The sequence below is a fragment of the Sphaerisporangium sp. NPDC051017 genome (assembly GCF_040683095.1).
GTDB lineage: Bacteria > Actinomycetota > Actinomycetes > Streptosporangiales > Streptosporangiaceae > Sphaerisporangium.
In genome coordinates this window covers 1-21,422 of the sequence record NZ_JBFBCI010000016.1, presented here as the reverse complement: position 1 = coordinate 21,422, position 21,422 = coordinate 1, and the positions used below count along the sequence as shown (strand labels likewise).

At 69.9% G+C, this 21,422-nt stretch carries 16 protein-coding genes; 8 read left to right on the top strand and 8 right to left on the bottom strand.

Features of this window, described 5'->3' with window-relative positions; translation table 11 throughout:
• The first annotated feature begins 4 nt into the window (after positions 1-4).
• The 4 genes from AB0M95_RS15735 to AB0M95_RS15720 are packed head-to-tail and all read left to right on the top strand — an operon-like array spanning position 5 to position 5,242.
• On the top strand, positions 5-1,603 hold the full coding sequence (locus tag AB0M95_RS15735) for a carboxyl transferase domain-containing protein (RefSeq protein WP_363764319.1): 1,599 nt from the start codon (positions 5-7) through the stop codon (positions 1,601-1,603).
• Positions 1,604-1,614: 11 nt separating this feature from the next.
• A complete protein-coding gene (locus tag AB0M95_RS15730) occupies positions 1,615-3,627 on the top strand; it encodes a biotin carboxylase N-terminal domain-containing protein (RefSeq protein ID WP_363764316.1) in 2,013 nt (670 codons plus the stop codon).
• Positions 3,624-4,388 carry an enoyl-CoA hydratase-related protein gene (locus AB0M95_RS15725; protein ID WP_363764314.1) on the top strand — a complete coding sequence of 255 codons (765 nt, stop codon included), beginning with the start codon at positions 3,624-3,626 and terminating at the stop codon, positions 4,386-4,388. The genes AB0M95_RS15730 and AB0M95_RS15725 overlap by 4 nt, the downstream gene beginning before the upstream one ends.
• Positions 4,385-5,242, top strand: coding sequence for a TIGR03084 family metal-binding protein (locus tag AB0M95_RS15720; protein WP_363764312.1), 858 nt, complete (start codon positions 4,385-4,387; stop codon positions 5,240-5,242). Before AB0M95_RS15725 ends, AB0M95_RS15720 begins: the two co-directional genes overlap by 4 nt.
• Positions 5,243-5,458: 216 nt before the next feature.
• Here the strand turns inward: AB0M95_RS15720 and AB0M95_RS15715 are convergent, their stop codons facing one another.
• The 4 genes from AB0M95_RS15715 to AB0M95_RS15700 all read right to left on the bottom strand — a co-directional run bounded on the left by AB0M95_RS15715 (position 5,459) and on the right by AB0M95_RS15700 (position 14,890).
• Entirely contained in the window at positions 5,459-6,352 is an 894-nt protein-coding gene (locus AB0M95_RS15715; protein WP_363764310.1) for an IS5 family transposase, read from the bottom strand.
• A 126-nt stretch (positions 6,353-6,478) separates the two neighbouring features.
• A complete protein-coding gene (locus AB0M95_RS15710) occupies positions 6,479-6,811 on the bottom strand; it encodes a snapalysin family zinc-dependent metalloprotease (protein WP_363764307.1) in 333 nt (110 codons plus the stop codon).
• Between the two features lie 214 nt (positions 6,812-7,025).
• Complete coding sequence (locus tag AB0M95_RS15705) at positions 7,026-7,379, bottom strand: colicin immunity domain-containing protein (RefSeq protein WP_363764304.1); 354 nt, start codon at positions 7,377-7,379, stop codon at positions 7,026-7,028.
• A 50-nt stretch (positions 7,380-7,429) separates the two neighbouring features.
• Positions 7,430-14,890 (bottom strand): RHS repeat-associated core domain-containing protein, encoded by a 7,461-nt coding sequence (locus tag AB0M95_RS15700; RefSeq protein ID WP_363764301.1) that lies wholly within the window; start codon positions 14,888-14,890, stop codon positions 7,430-7,432.
• Between the two features lie 232 nt (positions 14,891-15,122).
• Between AB0M95_RS15700 and AB0M95_RS15695 the strand changes: the two genes are divergently transcribed.
• Positions 15,123-16,202 (top strand): Dyp-type peroxidase, encoded by a 1,080-nt coding sequence (locus tag AB0M95_RS15695; protein ID WP_363764298.1) that lies wholly within the window; start codon positions 15,123-15,125, stop codon positions 16,200-16,202.
• 299 nt (positions 16,203-16,501) lie between these two features.
• Here the strand turns inward: AB0M95_RS15695 and AB0M95_RS15690 are convergent, their stop codons facing one another.
• Positions 16,502-16,780 carry a hypothetical protein gene (locus AB0M95_RS15690; protein WP_363764295.1) on the bottom strand — a complete coding sequence of 93 codons (279 nt, stop codon included), beginning with the start codon at positions 16,778-16,780 and terminating at the stop codon, positions 16,502-16,504.
• Positions 16,781-17,011: 231 nt separating this feature from the next.
• Between AB0M95_RS15690 and AB0M95_RS15685 the strand changes: the two genes are divergently transcribed.
• Together AB0M95_RS15685 and AB0M95_RS15680 are read left to right on the top strand one after the other, a co-directional pair.
• Positions 17,012-18,055 carry a DUF6461 domain-containing protein gene (locus AB0M95_RS15685; RefSeq protein ID WP_363764292.1) on the top strand — a complete coding sequence of 348 codons (1,044 nt, stop codon included), beginning with the start codon at positions 17,012-17,014 and terminating at the stop codon, positions 18,053-18,055.
• Between the two features lie 388 nt (positions 18,056-18,443).
• Positions 18,444-19,757 carry an ISL3 family transposase gene (locus AB0M95_RS15680; protein WP_363764552.1) on the top strand — a complete coding sequence of 438 codons (1,314 nt, stop codon included), beginning with the start codon at positions 18,444-18,446 and terminating at the stop codon, positions 19,755-19,757.
• Between the two features lie 128 nt (positions 19,758-19,885).
• On the opposite strand, the gene AB0M95_RS15675 is transcribed toward AB0M95_RS15680, so the two are convergent.
• Genes AB0M95_RS15675 through AB0M95_RS15665 form a run of 3 tightly spaced genes read right to left on the bottom strand, consistent with a single transcriptional unit; the run spans position 19,886 to position 21,121 of the window.
• Positions 19,886-20,362, bottom strand: coding sequence for a hypothetical protein (locus tag AB0M95_RS15675; protein ID WP_363764289.1), 477 nt, complete (start codon positions 20,360-20,362; stop codon positions 19,886-19,888).
• Positions 20,350-20,547 (bottom strand): hypothetical protein, encoded by a 198-nt coding sequence (locus tag AB0M95_RS15670; protein WP_363764286.1) that lies wholly within the window; start codon positions 20,545-20,547, stop codon positions 20,350-20,352. The genes AB0M95_RS15675 and AB0M95_RS15670 overlap by 13 nt, the downstream gene beginning before the upstream one ends.
• A gap of 19 nt (positions 20,548-20,566) precedes the next feature.
• Positions 20,567-21,121 carry a hypothetical protein gene (locus AB0M95_RS15665; protein ID WP_363764283.1) on the bottom strand — a complete coding sequence of 185 codons (555 nt, stop codon included), beginning with the start codon at positions 21,119-21,121 and terminating at the stop codon, positions 20,567-20,569.
• Between AB0M95_RS15665 and AB0M95_RS15660 the strand changes: the two genes are divergently transcribed.
• On the top strand, positions 21,120-21,422 hold a 303-nt coding region (locus AB0M95_RS15660; protein ID WP_363764280.1), incomplete at its 3' end, for a hypothetical protein. The two genes, AB0M95_RS15665 and AB0M95_RS15660, sit on opposite strands and share 2 nt — an antisense overlap.

Here is a 21,422-nt window from a genome sequence, read left to right as displayed (position 1 = left end):
CGCGATGAGGGTCCTGAAGAGCAGATTCGACTTCACGTCGGAGACGGCGAGAGCCAACCGCGCCGGGAACAGCGCTCATGTGGCGGAGCTGGAGCGCCAGCAGGCGCTTGCCGTCGCCGGAGGTGGTGACAAGTATGTGAGCCGGCATCGGGACCGTGGCCGGATGCTTGCCCGCGAGCGCATCGAGTTGCTGCTCGACCGGGACGCTCCTTTCCTCGAGCTCGCCGCGGTCGCCGGATGGGGGACCGGATACACGGTGGGTGCGAGCGTCGTGACCGGTGTCGGAGTCGTGAGCGGCGTCGAGTGCATGGTCGTCGCCCATGACCCGACCGTGCGGGGTGGCGCGTCGAACCCCTACACATGGAAGAAGGTCCTCCGCGCGATGCACATCGCCCGGGAGAACCGCCTCCCCCTGATCAACCTCGTCGAATCCGGTGGCGGTGACCTGGAACGGCAGGCCGAGCTGTTCGTGCCCGCCGGCCGGCTCTTCCACGACCTGTCGGCCCTTTCGGCCGCGGGCATCCCGACGATCGCGCTCGTGTTCGGCAATTCCACAGCCGGCGGAGCCTATGTGCCCGGCATGTGCGACTACGCGGTCATGGTGCAGAACCAGGCCAAGGTGTTCCTCGGTGGCCCGCCCCTGGTCAAGATGGCGACCGGCGAGGACGCCGACGACGAGAGTCTTGGCGGCGCCGACATGCACGCGCGCGTCTCCGGCCTGGCGGATTACCTCGCCCGCGATGAGCACGAGTGCATCGCCATCGGCCGTGAGATCGTCGCGCATCTCAACTGGCGCAAGCTGGGCCCCGGCCCGACCGACCCCGCCGACGAGCCGCTCTATCCGGCCGAGGAACTCCTCGGCATCGCTTCGGTCGACCTCAAAGTGCCGTTCGACCCCCGGGAGGTCATCGCCCGCATCGTTGACGGGTCCCGCTTCGAGGAGTACAAGCCGCTGTACGGCACCGCGCTCGTCACCGGGTGGGCCTCCGTGCACGGGTTCCCCGTCGGAATCATCGCCAACGCCCGCGGGGTTCTGTTCAACGAGGAAGCGAAGAAGGGAGCCGAGTTCATCCTGCTCTGCAACCAGACGGACACCCCGCTGATCTTCCTGCAGAACACGACCGGGTTCATGGTCGGCACGCAGTACGAGCAGGCCGGCATCATCAAGGACGGCGCGAAGATGATCAACGCCGTCACCAACAGCGGTGTCCCGCATATCACGATCAACCTCGCCGCCTCCTACGGTGCCGGCAACTACGGAATGTCCGGCCGCTCGTACGACCCCCGCCTTCTCTTCAGCTGGCCCAACTCCAAGACCGCGATCATGGGCCCGGAGCAGCTGGCCGGCGTCATGTCCATCGTCGCGCGGCAGACCGCTGAGGCGGCCGGCCGCGCGTTCGACGAGGAGGCCGACGCCGTACGGCGGGCAGCCCTGGAGGAACGTGTGGAAGCCGAGTCCCTGGCGCTCTACATGAGCGGTCAGGGGTACGACGACGGAATCATCGACCCCCGCGACACCCGTTCGGTGCTCGGCATCGCCCTGTCCATGTGTCACTCCAACGAGATCGCCGGAACCCGTGGGTTCGCCGTCTTCCGGATGTGAGAGAAGCAACCATGATCAAAAAGGTTCTGGTCGCGAATCGCGGCGAGATCGCTCGCCGTGTCTTCCGTACCTGCCGGGAGATGGGCATCGCGACTGTCGCCGTCTACTCCGACCCCGACAGCGCGATGCCGTTCGTCAGGGAGGCGGACGAGGCCGTTCCGCTCGGCGGTGCCACCCCTGCGGACTCCTATCTGCGTGCGGACCTGGTGCTGGAGGCGACCCGCCGAGTCGGTGCCGACGCGGTGCACCCGGGCTACGGCTTCCTTTCGGAGAACGCGGAGTTCGCGAGGGCGTGCGTCGAAGCCGGGATCACCTTCATCGGTCCCGGGGCCGAGGCGATCGAGCTGATGGGATCCAAGCTCACCGCCCGGGCCATGATGGAGCGGGCGGGTGTGCCCGTGCTTCCCGGCCGTGACCTGACCGGCGTCGACGGCGAGAAGGCGGTCGCGATCGCCGCGGAGGTCGGGTGGCCGGTGCTGGTCAAGGCATCCTTCGGGGGCGGCGGCCGGGGTATGCGGATCGTCCGCCGACCGGAGGATCTTTTGGAGGCGATCGCCTCGGCCCGGCGTGAGGCGGGGGCGGCGTTCGGCAACGACACCGTGTTCCTGGAGCACTATGTGGACGAGCCTCGCCACGTCGAGATCCAGATCTTCGGCGACCGGCATGGCACGATCGTTCACTTGAACGAACGCGAGTGCTCCATCCAGCGGCGACACCAGAAGATCATCGAGGAGTCCCCCTCTCCGGCGATCTCGCCCGAGGCGCGCGAGCGGATGGGCTCGGCGGCGGTCGAGGCGGGCCGGGCACTGCGATACGTCGGCGCGGGAACGGTCGAGTTTCTGCTGGCTCCTGACGGGCGCTTCTACTTCCTGGAGGTCAACACCCGGCTGCAGGTCGAGCATCCGGTCACCGAGCTCGTCACCGGTCTCGATCTGGTCCGGCTGCAGATCGAGGTCGCCGCCGGAGCGCCGTTGCCCCCGGGCGCGCTCACGCCCGGCCTGCGAGGTCACGCGATCGAAGCCAGACTTTACGCCGAGGACGTCGCCAACGACTTCCTGCCGGCCGCCGGACGGCTCGACCTGTTCGAGGTCCCGGCTGGCGACGGCGTGCGCGTCGATTCCGGTGTGGTCTCCGGTGACGTCGTCTCGACCAACTACGACCCGATGCTAGCCAAGGTCATCGCGCATGGGGCGACCCGCGAGGAGGCGGCGGCGCGGCTCTCGCGCGCGCTGCGGCGCACCCGGGTGCAGGGCGTCACGACCAACCGCGCCCTGCTGGTCGGAATCCTGGAGCACGAGGAGTTCGCCGCCGGACGCGTCGACACGCACTTCCTCGACAGGCTCGATCCCCGTGAGCTGATGGGCGCCGAGCTGGAGGGTATGGGCGGCATTGTCGCTCTCGCCGCCGCGCTCGCTGAGCAGGCACGTGACCGAGCCCAGGCGAAGGTCCTCACAACGGTCGAATCGGGGTTCCGCAACAACCGTTCACAGTTGCAGCGCCGTGACCATGTGCTGGGCGAACGTCAGATCGGCGTCGGCTACGCGCTCGGCCGAGCTCCGCGGTTCGAGGTGGACGGCGCCGAACTGGATGTGACGGTGGTGTCCGCGGCCCCCTCGGCCGTCGACCTGGTCGCGGACGGAGTCCGGCGAAGGTTCGCCGTGGAGGTGTCGGACGACACGACCTATGTGTCGTGGGCCGAGGGGTCGGCGGAGCTCAGACCGGTGCCCAGGTTCCCCGAGGCTCCCGAGCAGATCCAGCCCGGTTCCCTGGTCGCGCCTATGCCGGGCACGGTCGTACGTGTCGCGGTCTCGGCGGGGGAGCCGATCGCGGCCGGTCAGACAGTGATCGTGATCGAGGCGATGAAGATGGAGCACGCCATCGCCGCGGTGGCCGAATCAGTCGTCGCGGCCGTCCCGGTCGTCGTCGGTCAGACGGTCGACACAGGCCAGGTTCTGATCGTGCTCGACGAGGTGGAGACCGCCGGGGTAGAGGTCGACGCTGTCGCGCAGGAGGCGGGCTTGTGAGCGGCGAGGTCCTGTACGAGGTACGCGACGGCGCGGCGTGGATCATGATCAACCGGCCGGAGGCACGAAACGCCCTCAACCGAGCGGTCCGTGAGGGTCTGAAGGCGGCCTTCCTCCGGGCCGAGGCCGACCCCGCGGCGGCGGTCGTCGTCTTGACCGCGGCGGGGGACAAGGCGTTCTGCGCCGGGGGCGACCTGAAGGAGATGGCCGACGTCGGGCTGACGATCCCACCACCCGATTACGTGCCCCAGCCGAACCGGACGGTCGAGGTCACCAAGCCTGTCGTCGCGGCGGTCAACGGAGGAGCGTTCGGGGGCGGGTTCCTGCTCGCCCAGTCGGCCGATCTCGTCATCGCGGCCGAGTCGGCCCGCTTCGGCATCTCGGAAATCAAGATCGGGCGTGGGGCGCCCTGGGCGGCGCCGCTACCCTGGCTCGTGCCGCCGAGAATCGCCATGCAGATGCTGGTCACGGGCGATCCGATCACCGCCCGTCGCGCGTACGAGGTCGGGCTCGTGAACGAGGTGGTTCCCCTGCCGGAGCTGGCCGGCCGTACGACGGAGTTGGTCGCGACGATCGCGGCGAACGCGCCGTTGTCCGTCCGGGCGGGGAAGAAGATGGTGTACGCCGTCGCCGAGCACAGCCGATCCGATGCCTTCGACGTCGCTGAGCGAATCTGGGAGCCGGTTTACCTGAGCGAGGACGCGCAGGAAGGGCCGCGGGCGTTCGCGGAGAAGAGGAAGCCGTTGTGGAGAGGCCGATGACTTCGGACGTCGTCACCGGGTTGGTGGCGGACTTGCACGATGAGTTCGGCGAGCTGGCGGCGCTGCTGGAGCCGCAGCCCGAGTCGGCCTGGCGCCGCGACACTCCCGCGACGGGCTGGACCGTCCGCGATCAGGTGGCGCACCTCGCTCACTTCGACCAGGTCACCCGGCTGTGCATTGCCCAGCCGGCGGCCTTCGTCCTGCTTCGCGACGGCCTCGTGGACCTACAGGCTTACGTCGATGGGATCGGCCTCGACCATGCGTCGCGCGCGGGGGCCGACATGCTGCGCTGGTGGTCACGGGAGAACGCTCTACTGAGGGCGGCGGCTCTCGAAGCGGATCCTGCGGTGCGCGTGCCGTGGTTCGGGCCATCCATGAGTCTCGCGTCGAAACTCACTGCCCGAATAATGGAGACCTGGGCGCACGGGCAGGACGTGGTCGACGCCCTCGGGCTGACCAGGGAGCCGACCGGGCGCCTGCGTCACATCGCACGCATCGGCATACTCGCCTTCGCGAACAGCTTCCGTGTCCGGGGCCTGGAGGTTCCGGAGGTGCCACTCCTCGTCCGGTTGGACCCACCGGGTGGCGGAAAGCATTGGATCTGGGGCGATCCGGCGGCCGCGGACGTGGTCACCGGTTCCGCGGAGGACTTCTGCCTGGTCGTCACGCAACGGCGTCACGTCTCTGACACCGCACTGGATGTCCAGGGTGAGGCGGCGACGAGGTGGATGGCGATCGCGCAGGCGTTCGCCGGCCCTCCGGGTCAAGGCCGTGAGCCGGGACAGTTCCCCGCCCGCGTCCGGCCGGCTCGACCTCCGCGAAGAACGCGTCGAGGTTCTCGGGTTCCTTCATGATCGACCTGAGCACGTCCAGCGCGGCGACGTTGCCGGAGCCCTCCCATCCCCCCAAATACGCTCCAAATGCCTAGAATTTCGGTAAAACCGCAGTTCAAAGGCATGTTGATCAAGGAGTGGTGGAGTCTGGTGCAGGGCTGTGTTGAGCAGTTCGTTAGCGGGTTTGCTAGCTCCTTTGATCATGAAGAGGAGCTAGGCCGTGTTTCATAAGCGGGTTCAGAGCCATTCGTTGATCGCGACGATCTGGAGCGTGGCCTGGTAGCGGACGGCGGGTTTGTCGTAGCGGGTGGCTACGGCTCGGTTGCGTTTGAGCTGGTTGATGCCACATTCCACCGCGTGACGCTGCTTGTAGGTGTGCGGGTCGAAGGTCGGTGGCCGCCCGCCTTTGGAGCCCTTCTTGCGCCGGTTGGCGGCCTGGTCATCCTTGATCGGGATGGTCGCCTTGATCCCTCGCCGGCGTAGATGCTCCCGGTTGGCCTTGGAGGTGTAAGCCTTGTCCGCCAGGACCCGATCGGGCCGGGTACGCGGCCGGCCGCCGTCCAGACGCGGCACCCGAATCCCGGCCAGGACCGGAATGAACTGCGGACTGTCTCCTCGCTGACCTGCGGTGAGCACGATCGACAACGGCTTTTGACCCTGCTCACAGCTCAGGTGCAGCTTGGTGGTCAGCCCGCCCCGGGAGCGGCCCAGCGCGTGATCGGCCGGCTCGACGTCGACCCCGCCTGGCGGTTCAGCCTGCAACTGCGGCCACCTGCGGGCCCCGGCCGCGTGCTGATGCGCCCGGCTGATCGTGGAGTCCACGCTGACATCCCAGGTGATCAGTCCGGCCGCATCAGCACGCGCCTGCAACGCCGAAACCACCTGCCGCCAGGTCCCATCCCGCTGCCACCTGCGGAACAGCCCGTACACCGTCTGCCAGGGGCCGTACAGCATCGGCACATCCCGCCACGGCGAGCCCACCCGGGTACGCCACCGGATACCGTCTATGAGCTGCCGTTTTGTCCACTTCGGCGGACGTCCTGACCTGCGCGGCCTGGGCAGCAGCGGCTCCAGCGCCGCCCATTGCGCGTCAGTCAGATCGAACCGCCTCGTCACCGGTATCGTGGCCACGAGGTCTCCGTGCAGATGGTCTTCTTGGTCGATGACTCATCTACCGGAGACCTCACTCATTCGCGATCTCTGACACGCCCGGCGTCCGTACCCAACAGACATCGAACGCGGCTTATGAAACACGGCCTAGTAGCCCTGGGAGGTCGCCTGCCTGCCCATCCAGATGGTGCCCCGGCCGAGGCCGGTGACGCTCGCGCGAGGCCAGTTGTTGTCGGCGAGCACCACGAAGTCGGCGGGCGTCCCCGCCACGAGCCGGACGTTGGTGACGCTGGCGTTCCAGACCTGCGCGGCCTGGTCCACCACGCTGCGGAACTCGGCGGCCCGGCTGGCGTCGTACCGCAGGACGCGCACCGCGGCGGCGTCGGTGCGCGCGTCCGCCTGAGCGGGTGTGACGGTGGACAGGAAGGCCAGTCCCAGAAGCAGTACCGAGACGGCGCGGAGGAACCTTGCGAAGAGCATCGGGGTCTCCTCAGTCGGGGGGTGCCCACCACGAGGCACACCGAAGAGATCACCGGTACGAACGCACCGGTGATCGCTGGAGTCCTCGGGCGGGGCTCCCGCCAACGTACGCTCAGCGGCCCCCGCCGGGGATACGCCAGTTCCCCCCTACCACCGTGTTATGGGTCGCCCCCCCCGGACGACCGCGCCGTAGAACGGCCTCAGAGGTCGTGCATCAGGGGGACCGTTCGGAGGTGTCGAGCCGGGTGAGGACATCGTGGATGCGGGTCGTCATCTGGTCGTCGTCGAGGTCGCCAGGGTCGCGCAGCGCGGGATCCGCCACATAGTCCTCCACGGCCCAGAAGGCGTCCTCCAGGGCCTGTTCCACGGCGCCTCCGGCGCGTTCCCGCTCCTGAAGAGCGCGCCGCCGGGCGGCCAGCCAGGCGTGCTGGAAGGCGGGCGCCGTGACGCCGCCGCGCACGAGCGCCCGCATGAGGGCGAGCTGTTCGCCGATGCCCGAGCCCGGCGCGGCCTCGGCGGTGGTGGTCACGACGCGGTGGCGCGGCGCCTCGCGGCCGTGTTCCGTCATGGGCCGTGTTCCGTCATGGGCCGTGTTCTGTCATGGGTCGTGTTCCGTCATCAGTCCAGGTAACCGTTCGCCACTTTCACGAGCTGGGCCGGGGAGAGGTTCCACGCGGACCAGAACGTGCCGTCCGGATGGAACATCACCATCTTGCCGCTGCTGGTGTCGATGAACGCGATCGCCGTGCCCTGGCCCTTGTAGGTGAACTGGTGGATGGTGGTGCCGGGCGCCGCCATGTGCTCCCGCATGGCCGCCACGAAATCGCTCAGCGTGGATTTGTTGCGGTTGCCGCTGATGCCGAAATCGAGCGCGTGCGCGTCGAACTTCTTGCTCAGCTGCTTCATGTCGCTGAAGTCGGCGTGGGCGGGCCAGGACGGGGCCGGGCAGGTCGCGTTGTGGACGAGCAGGTCCCGGCCGCCCGTGGACACGTAGTACGTGTGCGTGTCGCCGACCGTCAGGTTGTGGACCCGCTCCCACTTGAGGACCTTCCGGATGGCGGTGACCTGGACGTAGGTGCCCGCGGAGGTGCGCAGCCAGGTCCCGGGGACCAGCTCGCCCGCGTCGACCCAGCCGCGCGCGGGGACCCAGAACGGATGGCCGTCGGTCGCGGTGACCGTGCCGGTGGCCGTCCCCCGGCCGCCGTCGACATCGACGGTGATCCGCACCAGGTCCTTGGCGCCGGTGCCCTCGATCACGGCGGTGACGGGCTCGCTCCGGGTGACCCCCGTCCGCGGGTCGGTGGCCGCGACCCGGTCTCCGACCCGGACGTCCCTGATCGGCTTGCGCGTCCCGTCCGCCATGAGGACCGGCGTGTCCCCGGTGAAGCTGTTGCCGACGCACCCGGCGAGCTTGCCCAGCTCGAAGGCTTTGCCCAGCATGCCGAATCCGCATCCGAGCGCGGCCTCTCTGGCCACCGAGCTCCAGCTGACCTTCCTGCCGGACAGCCGCTGCGACACGTACTCCAGCCCGCCGCCGCCGATGGCGCCGCCGACGCAGGCCACCAGCATCGGGTTGTTGCCGCTCGGGTCCGTCAGGTTGACGGGGTCGCCGGACGCGTACCCGTACAGGTTGGTCCCGCCCTGCACGCCGATCGGGTCCTCGCTGATGAACCGGCCGAGCGTCGGGCTGTAGTAGCGGGCGCGGTAGTACATCAGGCCGGTGCCGTCGTCCTCGCGGCCGGTGTAGGTGAACCGGTTGCCGCCGGGGTCCCCGGTGACCGTGGCGCCGCCGTACGGGTCGTAGGCGTACTCGGCCTTGAGGGTGCCGTCGGCGGCGCCGAGTCCGAGCGTGCTGCCGTGCAGGTCGGTCAGGTACGCCTGCGCGCCGGAGGCGGTGACGCGGCCGAACCACTGGTCGACCCCGGCGGTCATCAGGTCGGCGGTGACGTTCCCCGCGCCGTCGGTCTCGGCGAGGGGGTTCTCCCCGGGCGTCACGTAGCCCCTGACGTCGCCGCTCACCGACACGCGGTCGCGGCGTCCCTCGGCGTCGTAGCGGAACTGCGCGGTCAGGCCCTTGCGGCTGAGGCCGGAGAGCCGGCCGCGCGCGTCCCAGCCGTAGATCGTGGTGCCGTCGCCGGTGAGGTTGCCGTCGGGGTCGTACTCGAGGGCCTGCCCGCCGCGGCTGATCATGCGGTTGGCCTTGTCGTACACCATCGCGCCGCTCGCCGCGGGCAGCGCGACCCTGGCGAACGAGCCGTCCACCGCGGTGATCTGCCCGACCGGGTCGTAGGTGTAGGCGAGGTTCCCCTTGCCGGTGGCGCCGTGCCGGTAGGTGATCGCGGTGACCCGCCCGGTGTCGTCGTAGTCGTACGCCTGGCTCCATCCGCCGGGCAGGTCCAGCCGGTCCTGCCGCCCGGCGTCGTCATAGTGCGGTACCACCGCGAGGGCGCCGCGTTCGATGCGCGCGATCGCCCCGGCGTCGTCGTAGGAGTAGGTGACCGGGGGACGGCCCTGGACGGTCAGGCCGGAGGGCCGGTTCGCGCGGTCGTAGGTGTAGTCCACCCGCCCGGTGGGCTGGCCGACCCGGGTGACGCGGTCCAGCGGGTCGTAGGTGAATGTGGTGGCGCCCGCGGCGGCGGTGTCGGCGACGCTCTTGAGGTTGCCGTTCTCGTAGGTGAGGTCGACGCGGGACTCGGCGGTGGCGCCGTTCACGCCGTACTCGACCGTCCTGGTCCTGCCGAGCGGGTCGTAGGTGAGCCTGGTGACCTTGCCCCGGCGGCCGGTCGCGGTGGCGACCTCTCCGGCGGGCGTGTACGTCGTGGTGGTGGACGCGCCGAGCGGGTCGATGACCTTGGTGATCCGGTCGGAGTCGTCGTACTCCCAGCTGATCGAGTTCTTCCTGGGGTCGGTCAGCTTGGTGCGGTTGCCGTTGGCGTCGTAGGCGAACGTGAACACCCGGCCGAGCGGGTCGGTCGCGGAGGTGACCTGGTTGCGGGCGTCGTAGGCGATCGTGGCGGTCGACCCGGCCGGGTCGGTGGTCTGGACGACCCGGCCCGCCGCGTCGGTGAAGAACCGGGTGACGCGCCCGAGGGGGTCGGTGGTGCTGCGCAGGTCGCCGAGGCGGTAGGCGTTGGTCGTCGTCTCGCCCGCCGGGTCGGTGAGCGTCAGTATCTGGCCGGCGGCGTTGTAGGTCGCCGTGAACTCCCGCCCGAGGGGGTCGGTCTCCTTGAGGAGGTTGCCCCGCGCGTCGTACTGGTACCGCGTGACCTTGCCCAGCTCGTCGGTGATCGTGGCCGGCCGGTCGAGGGGACCGTAGGTGATCTTCGGGCCGTCCACCGCGTCCGGGGTGCCCGCGAGCCGGGTCTCGTGGGTGACCCTGCCCTGCGCGTCGTAGGAGAGCGCGGTCACGCGTCCCCGCGAATCGGTGAGGGAGTCGAGCCGCTGCCCGGCGCCGCGCGTGAAGGTGACGGACTGCGCCTCGGGCGTGCCGTACGCCTCGGTCCGGCTGGTCGCGGCGCCCTCGGCGTTGAACGTGACCCGTTGCACGGCGCCGCCCGGGCGGGTCACCCGCGTCTCGGTGATCCTGCCGCCGGCGTCGGTGACGTAGGCGAACCTGTAGACCTGCCCGTTGGTCAGCGTCTGCACGGAGACCCGGCCGGCGGCGTCGTACTCGTTGGTCAGGTAGACGATGCCGCGGGTGTCGGTCGCGGTGCGCATGCGCCCGGCGGCGTCGTAGGTGTAACGCATGGTCTTGCCGCCGGCGTCGGTGACGGTCTCCAGGTGCCCGCCGGCGTCGTAGGTGTAGGACACCGTCCGGCCGATGTTGTCGCGCAGCCCGGTGACGCGCTTGTCGGCGTTGTAGGTGAGCGCGATCCATCTGCCGTTCGGCGAGGTGACCTTGGTCAGCTTGTGCTCGCCGTCACGGGTCAGCGTGATCGTGTTGCCGTTGGGGTCCTTGATCTCGGTGAGCGGCGCGTACTGGGGGAAGAAGTACCGCATTCCGTCGCGGCGGCGCAGCTCCCATCCGGCGCGGTCGTTGTCGCGGCTGATCGTGGAGCCGCGGTACTCGCCGGGGGTGCCGGTGGCCGTGAAGATCGCGTCGTTGAACCCCGTCCCCGGAGAGGTACGGACGTAGTGGACCACCGCCCCGCCGGGCAGGTACAGGTCCACCTCCTGGTACTGCTCCTCGGAGTGCAGGAAGGCGTTGTAGCCGCCGATCTGCCCGACGCCGAAGTCACGCGGGGCCGTGTCCCCCTGGTAGAGGGTGCGGGTGATCTCGATGGGCATCACGTCGTCGACGGCGAGGTCGGTGCGCGCGTCCATGAGCTGCCCGGTGGAGAGCTCCACCGGGTCGCCGTTCACCCACTTCCACAGGTCCTTGAGCCACTTGAGCAGCCACTTGGGCAGAAGCTCGGTGTTGAACATGCCGCCGTAGAACGACCACACCTTGGTGCCGGGGTCCGGCACGACCTGCTTGCCGTCGGCGCTGACCTTGCCGTGGCCGTAGACGTGCCAGCCCTGCCGCTCGGGGTCGTAGTTCCAGAAGTCGACGGTGTGGCCGGGCGGCAGTTTGGTGTAGTTCGGGTAGACGACCCGGGCGCCGTCGGGGAAGACGAAGGTCCCGCCGGGCTGCACGGTGAAGTAGACGGGCACGATGCCGTTCGGCGGCAGCGGGAACGGCGGCCGGTCGATGGGAATGGGCGTGATGCCCAGCTCGGTGATGACCTTCCCGCTCTTGTCCCTGATGACGGACCCCGCGGGGATGCGCACCTCCAGGCCGGGGATCTTCGGCGTGGTGAGCACGACCTCCGCGCGGGTCGGCGAGTCGAACCTCACCATGTGCCGGGTGTCGAGCTGCTGCATCCAGATCGTGTACGGCAGGACGGTCGTCCGCCCGGCCGCCAGGTCGACCTTGACCGAGTAGAAGCCGTAGCGGTGGCCCTTCGTGCTCGCCGTCCCCCCGTCCACGTCGAGGGTCGAGGTCCCGGAGGGGAGACCGGCGAGCAGGAAGCGTCCCTTGCCGTCCGTGGTGGTGGTGACCCTGCCGGCGGTGAGGGTGACGCCGGGCAGCGCCTTGCCGTCGACGGTGCGGACCAGGCCCGCCAGGGCGGTGACCCCGGCGGGCGCCAGAGGCGGCGTCACGCGCGGCGGCCGGGCCCCGCGGATGTTCCAGTCGACACCTTGAAGGTTCGCCGTGTCGGGAGTCCAGTCGGCGTCGCTCGCGGCGGGCTTCTCCCCGGCGACGCTCGCCGCCGCGGGAGCGGGGGCCGCGGGACGGGCGGCGGGTGCCAGCACGGAGGAACGGGCGGCGGGCGCCTGGGCGCGGATGGTCAGGGCGACGCCGATCTGCCCGGTCCCCGCACGGTAGGGGTCCACCACGACGGTGTAGGTGCCGGCCACGGGCAGGTCGGCGACGTCGACGATCTGATCCTGGGAGACCCACCTGGTGTCGAGCTCGCTGCCGTCGGGCTCGTAGACGCCGACGTACACCCCGCCGCCGCCGAAGGCCGCGGCGCCGGTGAAGCCGAGGCTCGGCCGCTGCCCGGCCGTGCCGTCGAAGGTGAACACCGCGTCCTGCCCGGGCCGGGAGATCGTGGCGGTGCCGGCGGGGCCGCCCGGCGTGAGCGCGCCGCCGGAGACGCGCCGGGACAGGGTGAGGGTGACCGAGCCGGTGGCGGCCCGCGTCGGGCGGACCACGATCGTGTACGTGCCGGTTCGCGGCGGGTCGGGCAGGTCGATCTCGTCGGCGCCGTTCACGTAGTGGTCGTCGTCCACGACGGTCCCGTCGGGCGCGATGACGTCGACGTACGCCGGCTCGCCGATGGAGCTGGCGGTGAAACCGAGGCTGACGGGGATGTGGGCGGTGCCGGCGAAGGTCAGCTGGGCGTTCTGGCCGGGCCGGGTGATCGTGGCGGTCACCCCGGGGCCGGTGGGGGTGAGCGTGCCGGCGTCCACCCACGTCGACAGGGTGAAGGTGGCCGCGCCCGTCCCCGCCTGGACGGGGTCGGCCACCACCCGGTACGTCCCGGTCGCCGGCAGTGCCGCGATGTCGATCTTCTCGCTCTGTCCGGCGGAGACGTAGTGGTCGTCCACCACGACGGCGCCGCCGGGCGCGACGACGTCCACGTACGCGGCCTTGGTCAGCGAGTTGCCGGTGACCCCGAGCGTCAGCGGGACGCCGGCGGTGCCCGCGAAGGTGTACGCCGCGTCCTGCCCGGGCCGGGTGATCGTCGCCGCGACCCCGGGGCCCGTCGTCGTCAGCGTGCCCGCGCTCACCGGGGTCGAGAGGGTGAGCGTGACCGAGCCCGTGCCCGCCTGCGCCGGATCCACCACCACCCGGTACGTCCCGGCCTGGGGTAACCGGGCGATGTCGATCTCGCTCTCGTACCCATGGGAGACGTAGAAGTCGTCCTCAAGGACCGTGCCGTCGGGCGCGACCACGTCGATGGTGGTGGACCCCGCCATCGAGTTCGCCGTGATCCCGATGCTCAGCGCGCCCTCGGCCTTGCCGGCGAAGGTGTACACCGCGTCCTGACCCGGCCGCGTGATCGTCGCAGTGACCCCGGGGCCGGTCGACGTCAGCGCGCCGGCCGTCACGGGCGCCGACCGGGTGACCGTCACCGCGCCGGTGGCCGCGTACAGCGGTGCGACCAGCACCTGATACGTGCCCGTGGCCGGCAGCGCGGGCAGGTCCAGGTCCGCGTCGTATCCCCCGAGGACGTAGACGTCCTGGAGCACGGCGGCGCCGTCGGGCGCGGTCACGTCCACGTAGACGGCGCTCTCGAAGGTGTTGCCGGTCAGGCCCAGGCTCACCGTCTCGCCCGCCGCGCCGGTGAAGACGGCCCGGGCGCGCTGGCCGGCGCGGGGGACGGCGACGGCGGTGCCGGCTCCGGTGGCGCTCAGGTCGCCCGCGTCGGCGAGCTCGGACGCCGTCACCGTCACCTGGCCGGTGGCGGAGTCCGAGCTCGGGTCGATGAGGAGCTGGTAGGTCCTGCCTTCGAGCAGACCGCCGAGCCTGACCGCATCGGAGCCGCTGGTGTAGACGTTCTTGATCTCCCTGCCGGTGTGGTCGTAGGCGATGGCACGGACGCCGCCGATGGTGTTGCCGGTGAGCCCGAGGTCGGCGACGCCGGAGGCGGGCGCGTCGAACACGACGAGGGCGGATTTTCCGGGCGTCGCGACGACGATGGGCGTGGCCGGGCCGCCCACCTGCACGCGGGTCGTGCTCTCGATCGTGGCGGGGTCGACGTCGGGCAGCGGGACGGAGAAGTCGCCCGCCGAGACGACCTCCCCAGCGGGCGTCGCGATCACCAGCTTGCCGGTGGAGGCGTGGTCGGGGACGCGGAACCTCAGCGAGGCCGGGGTGGCGGAGACGACCTCGGCGCGGGCCCCGTTGACGCTGACGACGTCGTCCTGCGCGGCGGCGGCGAAGCCGGACCCGGTGACGGTGACCTCGGTGCCGGGAAGGCCGGACGCGGGGACGATCGCCGTGATCACCGGGCCGGGGGCGGCGGGCGTGAACGTTCCGGCCGGCACCGTGACGCCGTCCACGGTGACGGTGACCGTGCCCGCGCTCACGCCCGGCGGGACGGTCACGGTGAGCGTCGTCGCGGTGGCGGCGGTCACGGTGGCGGCGACGCCGTTGAACGCGACCGCGTCGGCGGACGGCGTGGCGGAGAAGCCGGTCCCCTGGAGGCGGACGGCCGCGCCGGGCCGGGCCGAGGCGGGGACCATGCTCATCACCGAGAGCCGCGACGCGGGGTAGCGCTCGACGTTCAGGATGTTGCCCGCCTCGTCGTAGGCGTACCGGGCCGCCTCGCCGCCGGGGCGCGTGACGCCGGTCAGCCGGCCGGCGGCGTCGTAGGCGTAGACGGCGGGGCCGGGGGTGTCGGCCAGGGCGGCCTTCGCGGTGCGCCTCGCCTCGGTGGCGCGCGGGCCGGCGGCGTCGTCCTTCAGGGCGAGCGGTGCGCGCTCGGCGGCGCGTGCCGGTGGCGGGGGTGGCGCGCTCAGTCCCTCCGCCGGGAGGGCGGACGCGGCGACGGTCAGGCCGACCAGGATCGCCAGGAATTTTCCGCGCACCAAAACCGGCATACCGCGCCCCCGTAATGCAATGCCCGGAGAAAGCCGAATTCAGGTCGACTCTCCCCTTTATATGGGCTTTACTCGCCAGTTGGGGATACTATGCGGGGTGATCGTCACGCACAAGAGCCCTTTTTTGCCATATGTCGGTGCGGTGCTAGATCTTGACAATGTGGGAAATTTGATGTCGCACGGTAAATCGAACTCGGCGTGTAATCCCGGTGACGCGCAGGTGACCCGGCGCGGAGCCATCACCCTCGGAGGCCTGGCCGCCGTATGCGCGGCCACGGCCGCCGACTCCGGACGGCCGCCCGCGTTCACCGCCGCCGACATCGGTGCGCTGCCCGGCGTCCTCCTCCCGCCCGCGCCGCACACCGTCATGACCGCGCTGGACGTGCCACCGGGCCGCGACGCCCTGCGCGCGTACACCATGCTCAGCCGCCTGACCCGCGCGGCCCCCGCCGGGACGCAGGTGTCCCTGGCCATCGGCGCGTCCTGGTTCGACAAGGCCGGGCTGGCGGGCGTCCGGCCGTCCGCGCTGGCGCCGATGCCCGCCTTCCAGGGCGACGTCCTGGACGCGGGGCTCGTCCACGGTGACGTGTTCCTGCAGGTCTCCGCCGCCACCGCCGAACCGGCCCGGCACGCCGCCGACGCGTGGACGCGCGCCGTACCCGGGGTCCGGGTGCGGTGGCAGAAGCGGGGGTTCCGGCCCGGCGGCCACGTGAGCGGCGGCCGGGCGCTGGCGCGCAACCTGTTCGGGTTCGTCGAGGGACACGGCAACCCGTCGTTCCAGGAGGACCCCTCGCCCGCCGACGTCGTGCGCGTCCCCGCCGGCGCGGGCGAGCCGGCCTGGGCGGTGGGCGGCACCTATCAGGTGGTCCGTGTCATCCGCTTCGCCACCCGGCTCTGGGACGCCGACCCGCTCCCCGTCCAGGAGCGGGTGATGGGGCGCCGCCGCGACGGCGCGTGGCTGGACGGCACGGCCCCCACCGGCCGCCCGGCCTTCGCGGACGACCCCGACGGCCGGATCACCCCCCTGGACGCCCACACCCGCCGCGCCAACCCCGGCACGCCCGGCGTTCCCGCGCCCCGCATGCTGCGCCGGGGGTACGCCTACCACGAGGGGCCGGACGCGCAGGGCATGCTGTTCGTCGCCTTCCAGGGCGACATGGAGCGCGGTTTCGCGGGCGTCCAGCGCCGCCTGGCCGGCCAGACCCTCGACCGGTACACGCTCACCATCGGCGGCGGATATTACTTTCTCCCCGATCCGTCCCACGGCGAACCCCACGAATTCCGCTCCGACGACGCCTGACGACCGCGCGATGTCACCGGAATTCCCCATAAATCACCGAAAGGCTCCAGCTCACCACGTCGAGGCGAACTTGCGACGGAGCCGCACGGGGAGCAACGGCGGCGGGCCGAGTGCCGCGCCTTCGTCGACTGCGCCCTCGACGGGTAAGTGACCTTCGACCGGCGCTCCGTCCAGTCGCCCTCGCGCCCGGCGAGCCGTTCGTCGTGCATCACCTCGTCATGATCGAACCTTTCTGACGCCTCGAGTGCGAGGCCCGTAGCGATGCTGACAGGGAGAGGAAGTCGGGGGACAGGGCGACGTCATATCGAGAGGGCCGGCCGGACCGGGTGGTTGGCGCGGATGACGTCCAGCGGGTCGTAGGTCTTCTTGATCTCCCGCAGCCTGCGACGCACCTCCGCGGGCTCGAAGACGAGCCCGGCCCCAAGCCGCTCGGAGAAGTTGCGGTAGGAGGTGGCCGCCCGCCAGGGCGCCAAGGCGGCTGCGAGGGCGTCGAGGGAGGCGTGCACGGCGGCGGCGGAGCCCGCGTCGACCGTGATCCCGCCGGAGAACAGGGCGAAGGCGGCGTCCAGCGAGGACACCGCGCCGCCCTCGCGCGCGCCCGGGGCGAGCGCGCCGCCGAGGATATTCCTCCGCCAGTCGAAGGAGTTGCGGCGTCATGTCAAGTAGATGAGATAGAACCGACGTTATAGCAAGGGCAATGGATAGGCCCGTGAGGCTAATCATGTCCGGCATGGCCGGGTTGATGCGCCTCGCGGGCCTTCTCGCGACACAAGCGGGAGCATGGTCAGATGGATAACGACGATTCGGCCGTGGCGGCGGATGACGTGTGGGAGTTGCTCAACGAGGCCACCTGCGTCACGTGGGTTCGCGGGGCCGAAACCGAGGACGTCGTTCGGGCCTTCAACGGCGAGCCCGCCGACGCAGCCCAAGGCCAGGTCACCAGTGTCGGCAACCATCTCGCGCTCCGGTCGGCCGAAGAGCCAGAACCGGTGGTCCTGCTGCGCAGGCAAGGCGAATGGATCATCGTGCTGGAACCGGACAGCACCATCGGCGCGCGCGATGACGTCCTGCTCGAGGCCTGCGGTTCCGGGGAGGGGCTCAACCTGACCTGGTGCGTCAACGCGAGCCTCTCCTACGCCACCGATTCGGCGATCGCCGTGACCTTCGACCCCGCCAGCATGGGTGACGACCGCCAGGGTCTCGACGACGCTCGCCGATGGAGCAGGTCCCTGGGGATCGATGACGGAGACTGGCGCACTTCATGGAAGGCCACAGCCTTCGCCCTCGCCGAGGCGGTCACCGGCATCGAGACCGACGACACCTGGACGGACCCGGTGTGGACGCCCATCCGGATACGCCCGTCCCGTCCTGCGCCTCAAGGCACCGTCCGGCTGCCGTACGCGGACATGCGGGAACTCCTGGCCCGGGCACCACAGATCCGCGACATCGTCGACCACCCCGGGCCAGAGCAGGTGCCCAGGATGCTGCGGATGTTCATCACCATCGGCCTGTCCACCGCAGACGTGCGCACTCCCCTCACCGAGGCAGCCTTGGCCGCCATCGATGCCAGACCGCCGGAAGCGGAGATCGAGCTCCTTGTTCAGCGGCTGTGGACCCTGTCCAACGAGTACGACCGCCAGATCGGCACAGCCGGTACGCAAGCACAGGTGGACGACCTGCACCGCAAGCGCAACGCGCTGTCGGCCGCCATTATCGCGCTGGGTCCCGACCCCCTGGATGCCTTCCCCCAAGTGGCCAGCCTCACCTGGGGCCTCGGGCTACGCCGGGACAACGACGATTATCTGAGTCTCGAAGTATTGAACATCTGCTACAGGCACATTGTCTCTACCTGAACCTGCGCCTGCGTGCGGGTCAGGGACTCGGCACTGAGCCTTTCGTGCGCGCAGCAGGGCAGGAGGCGGCCTGAGCGGGTTGCCAGGCGCTCGGATGGCCCACAATCCCTGTTTGACCTGGGGAAACACGTTTAAGATCATCCTGCGTATATCCCGTGATCACGGCCCTGCGGCTGCATGCAGGCGCCGTCTGCTGCCTACCAAGGCCGCAAAACGAAAGGGTGTAGCTCGTTCTCGGGGCGTTCACGAATGGGCCCCACCTGCAGCGGAGGGAGTACTACCTTGATCGCTTCCCGCATAGAGATTGATCGTTTCCACACTTAGAGGGCTCTGTCCCGTAATCGGTGGTGGCGATGAGTGATCACTGCCAGGCTGGGGCGTGCTAAAGATCGACGATCTTACGCGTGTAGTATTTGCGGGGCTGTCTGCCCTGGTCATCGAGGGTGTAAAGGACGAGGACGACCTCATTCGGGTCATGGCCCGTACTCGCGACGAGCCGGTACCGTGCCCGGTGTGCAGGGCGCTGACCGGTCGGGTGCACGGCTACTGCAGCCGGACGGTCACGGATATCCCCGTCGATGGGCGGCGGGTCGTGGTCTCGGTACAGGTACGGCGTCTGGTCTGCCGGGCACGGGGCTGCCCTCGGCAGACGTTCCGTGAGCAGGTACCCGGGCTGCTCGAGCGCTACCAGCGTCGAACAAGCAGGCTCACCGGCCAACTGGGCGCAGTGGTCAAAGAGCCGGCCGGCCGGGCGGGTGCTCGGCTCTCGGCGGTCCTCGCCGTCGCGGTCTCAAGGTCCACGGCACTGCGACTGCTCATGCGGCTGCCGCTGCCACCGCTGCGGATCCCGCGAGTGCTGGGTGTCGATGATTTCGCTCTCAAGCGCCGCCACCGCTATGCCACCATCCTCATCGACGCCGAGACCGGCAAGCGGATCGACGTGCTGCCCGGCCGTGGTACCGAAGTCCTGGAAACCTGGCTGCGATCCCACCCCGGGATAGAGATCGTCTGCCGCGACGGGTCGGGCGCCTACGGCGAGGCGATTCGACGTGCCCTGCCGGATGCAGTGCAGGTCTGTGACCGGTGGCACCTCTGGAAGAACCTCTGCGACAAGACCCTCGCCGAGATTCGTTCCCACAGCGCCTGCTGGGCCACGGTCAACCCGTCCCGGCCCGCCGGCGTCCGCGAACAGACCACCCGCGAGCGTTGGCGGTTCCGCGAGATCAAAGAGCTCGGCTATGCCGGCAGCCTCAACCTGCTCTACCGCTACATCACCCAAGGCCGAGCCGAAGGAGAGCGGCCCGTCATCACCCCGCGTTGCCTGGCCCGTCTCCTGCTCACCCACCCCGACCGGCTGCGTGATAGCGACACCCGGCTGTTGCAGGAGCTCACGGCCGCCTGCCCCGAACTGACCGCACTCGCCCAGCATGTCCGCAGCTTCGCCGAACTCCTCACCCCAGCCGAAGACAACGACACCAAGCTCACCGCCTGGATCACCACCATCCGAACCGCTGACCTGCCCCACCTGCACGGCTTCGCCAACGGCCTCGAACTCGACCGCGACGCCGTGAACGCCGCCCTCACCCTCCCGCACCACAACGGCCGAACCGAAGGCGTCAATACCCGCACGAAGAGGATCATGCGACAGATGCACGGACGCGCCGGGTTCGACCTTCTGCGCCACCGCATCCTGCTGCAATGAAGATCACTCAAAGCCACCACCGATTACGGGACAGAGCCCTTAGAAGTGTGATACCCCCCTCGCTCAGTCCGCCGGTGAATCGAAAGGGGGAGAGAGGGAGACGAGACAGGAGGTGGGAGAGGTCGCGGTCACCAGATCACCTCTTGAGAAGGCCCCGGATTCGGTGCTCGCATCCAGCCGTAGCCCTTCTTGGCCTCGGCGGACGGTTTGGCCAGCACCAGCCAGTCGCACTCGGTCACCACCTGGCCGGGCCGACCTCCCTGGTCCCGGACCCGGAAGTAGGGGTCGAAGACGTCCGGCTCCTTGGGGCGGGGGTTGTAGGAGATGCAGGTCAGGCCGCGCAGGGACGGTGAGGAGTTCACCGCCTGGACGTGACCGCGTACCCAGGCGTGGACGGTGCGCTGTCCGATCCTCTTGACCCGGCGATGCCCGGCCTCGGAGACGATGAGCTTCGCGCGGGTGACCGTCACGTCGTCCAGGTGGGCGATGACGCGGCCCTTGTGCGAGCCGGCGAGCGCGGTCACGCTCCACAGGTGCGTGCGGAGGTTGAAGTGGATCTGGAAGTAGCCGCCGAGGAGATCTGGCGGGTCCATCAGTTCTTCCATGCGATCTCCCCGCGTAGGTGGGCGGAGAGATCGAAGTCGCAGGACCAGCACGAGTCGTCGTCGCAGAAGCGGGCCTCGATGATGATGCCCCCACCGCGTTTGCCCGCGCTGATAGTGATGGTGTTGTGCCCGTGGATGTGGAAGGTGACTTCGGGAGTGAGACCGCGCAGGTCGGTATGGCTCATGTGGGTACTCCTGGGCGGGTCAATGGTCGAGGGGTGGAATGGTGAGGGTTGAGTGATTGCGCCACCAGCGGGCGATGCGGGGTTGCATGGGCTCGGGCGGCAGGATCTCCAGGTCTGCGGTGGGTGAGCCCGGCAGGGGGCGGAGCTGGATCGCGAGGGTGCGCGTGCGTGCGGGTGTAAGCCGGTGGTAGCGGTAGATCCAGGTGGTATCGAAGGCGCGGCTGGTCGCGAGGATCCGGGCGGGACCGGGTGACGGCGTGGCCAGGTGTGTCCAGTGCTCGTCCAGGAGTTGCAGGAGGAGACCGCGTAGCAGGTTCACTGCGGTCATTGACACCTCCGGGGGGAATCCCCGCGTGCACAGCTCGGGGAGACCGAAGCGGCTCAGCCCCCATGTCTCGGCTTTCAACGTCTCGCCGGTGCTGTCGTCCTGGGTGAGGAAGACAGTCACCCAGTGGTCGGCGGCGTGGAAGACCTCGCCCTCCTGGTCGAGGCGGTGGGCGTCGGGCACGATGTGGTGCGCCGCCATATCGGCCAGCACTCCGCGGGTATTGGCGGCCAGTACGCGGGCGATCATGCGAGACAGCTGGGCGGTCCGTGGCTGCTGCCCGGCGGGCGCCGCCACGGTGATGATCTGGTGGAAGCGGGCGGCGGTCAGTCTGGAGCTGATCGTCGGGGCCGGCGAGGTCGGCCAGTTCCTCACGCCAACCGGACTCGGCCGCGGGCACCGTCTCCAGCTCCACCTTCGAAGAGCGCAGCAGGGCGAGCGCGTCGGCGGCGAGCGGGTGGCCTTCGGCGTGGAGGCGTATGAGCTGGCCGGCGACCAGGTGGGCGGGCCGGCTGAGGTTCAGGTCGGTCGCGACCACGAAGTGGCTGCG

Excerpts from the sequence above, each read along its gene's own strand:
- AB0M95_RS15675 (WP_363764289.1), bottom strand. The coding sequence starts at position 20,362 with ATGGAAGAACTGATGGACCCGCCAGATCTCCTCGGCGGCTACTTCCAG.
- AB0M95_RS15670 (WP_363764286.1), bottom strand. The coding sequence starts at position 20,547 with ATGAGCCATACCGACCTGCGCGGTCTCACTCCCGAAGTCACCTTCCAC.
- AB0M95_RS15710 (WP_363764307.1), bottom strand. The coding sequence starts at position 6,811 with ATGCTCTTCGCAAGGTTCCTCCGCGCCGTCTCGGTACTGCTTCTGGGA.
- AB0M95_RS15730 (WP_363764316.1), top strand. The coding sequence starts at position 1,615 with ATGATCAAAAAGGTTCTGGTCGCGAATCGCGGCGAGATCGCTCGCCGT.
- AB0M95_RS15720 (WP_363764312.1), top strand. The coding sequence starts at position 4,385 with ATGACTTCGGACGTCGTCACCGGGTTGGTGGCGGACTTGCACGATGAG.
- AB0M95_RS15735 (WP_363764319.1), top strand. The coding sequence starts at position 5 with ATGAGGGTCCTGAAGAGCAGATTCGACTTCACGTCGGAGACGGCGAGA.
- AB0M95_RS15705 (WP_363764304.1), bottom strand. The coding sequence starts at position 7,379 with ATGACGGAACACGGCCGCGAGGCGCCGCGCCACCGCGTCGTGACCACC.
- AB0M95_RS15665 (WP_363764283.1), bottom strand. The coding sequence starts at position 21,121 with ATGATCGCCCGCGTACTGGCCGCCAATACCCGCGGAGTGCTGGCCGAT.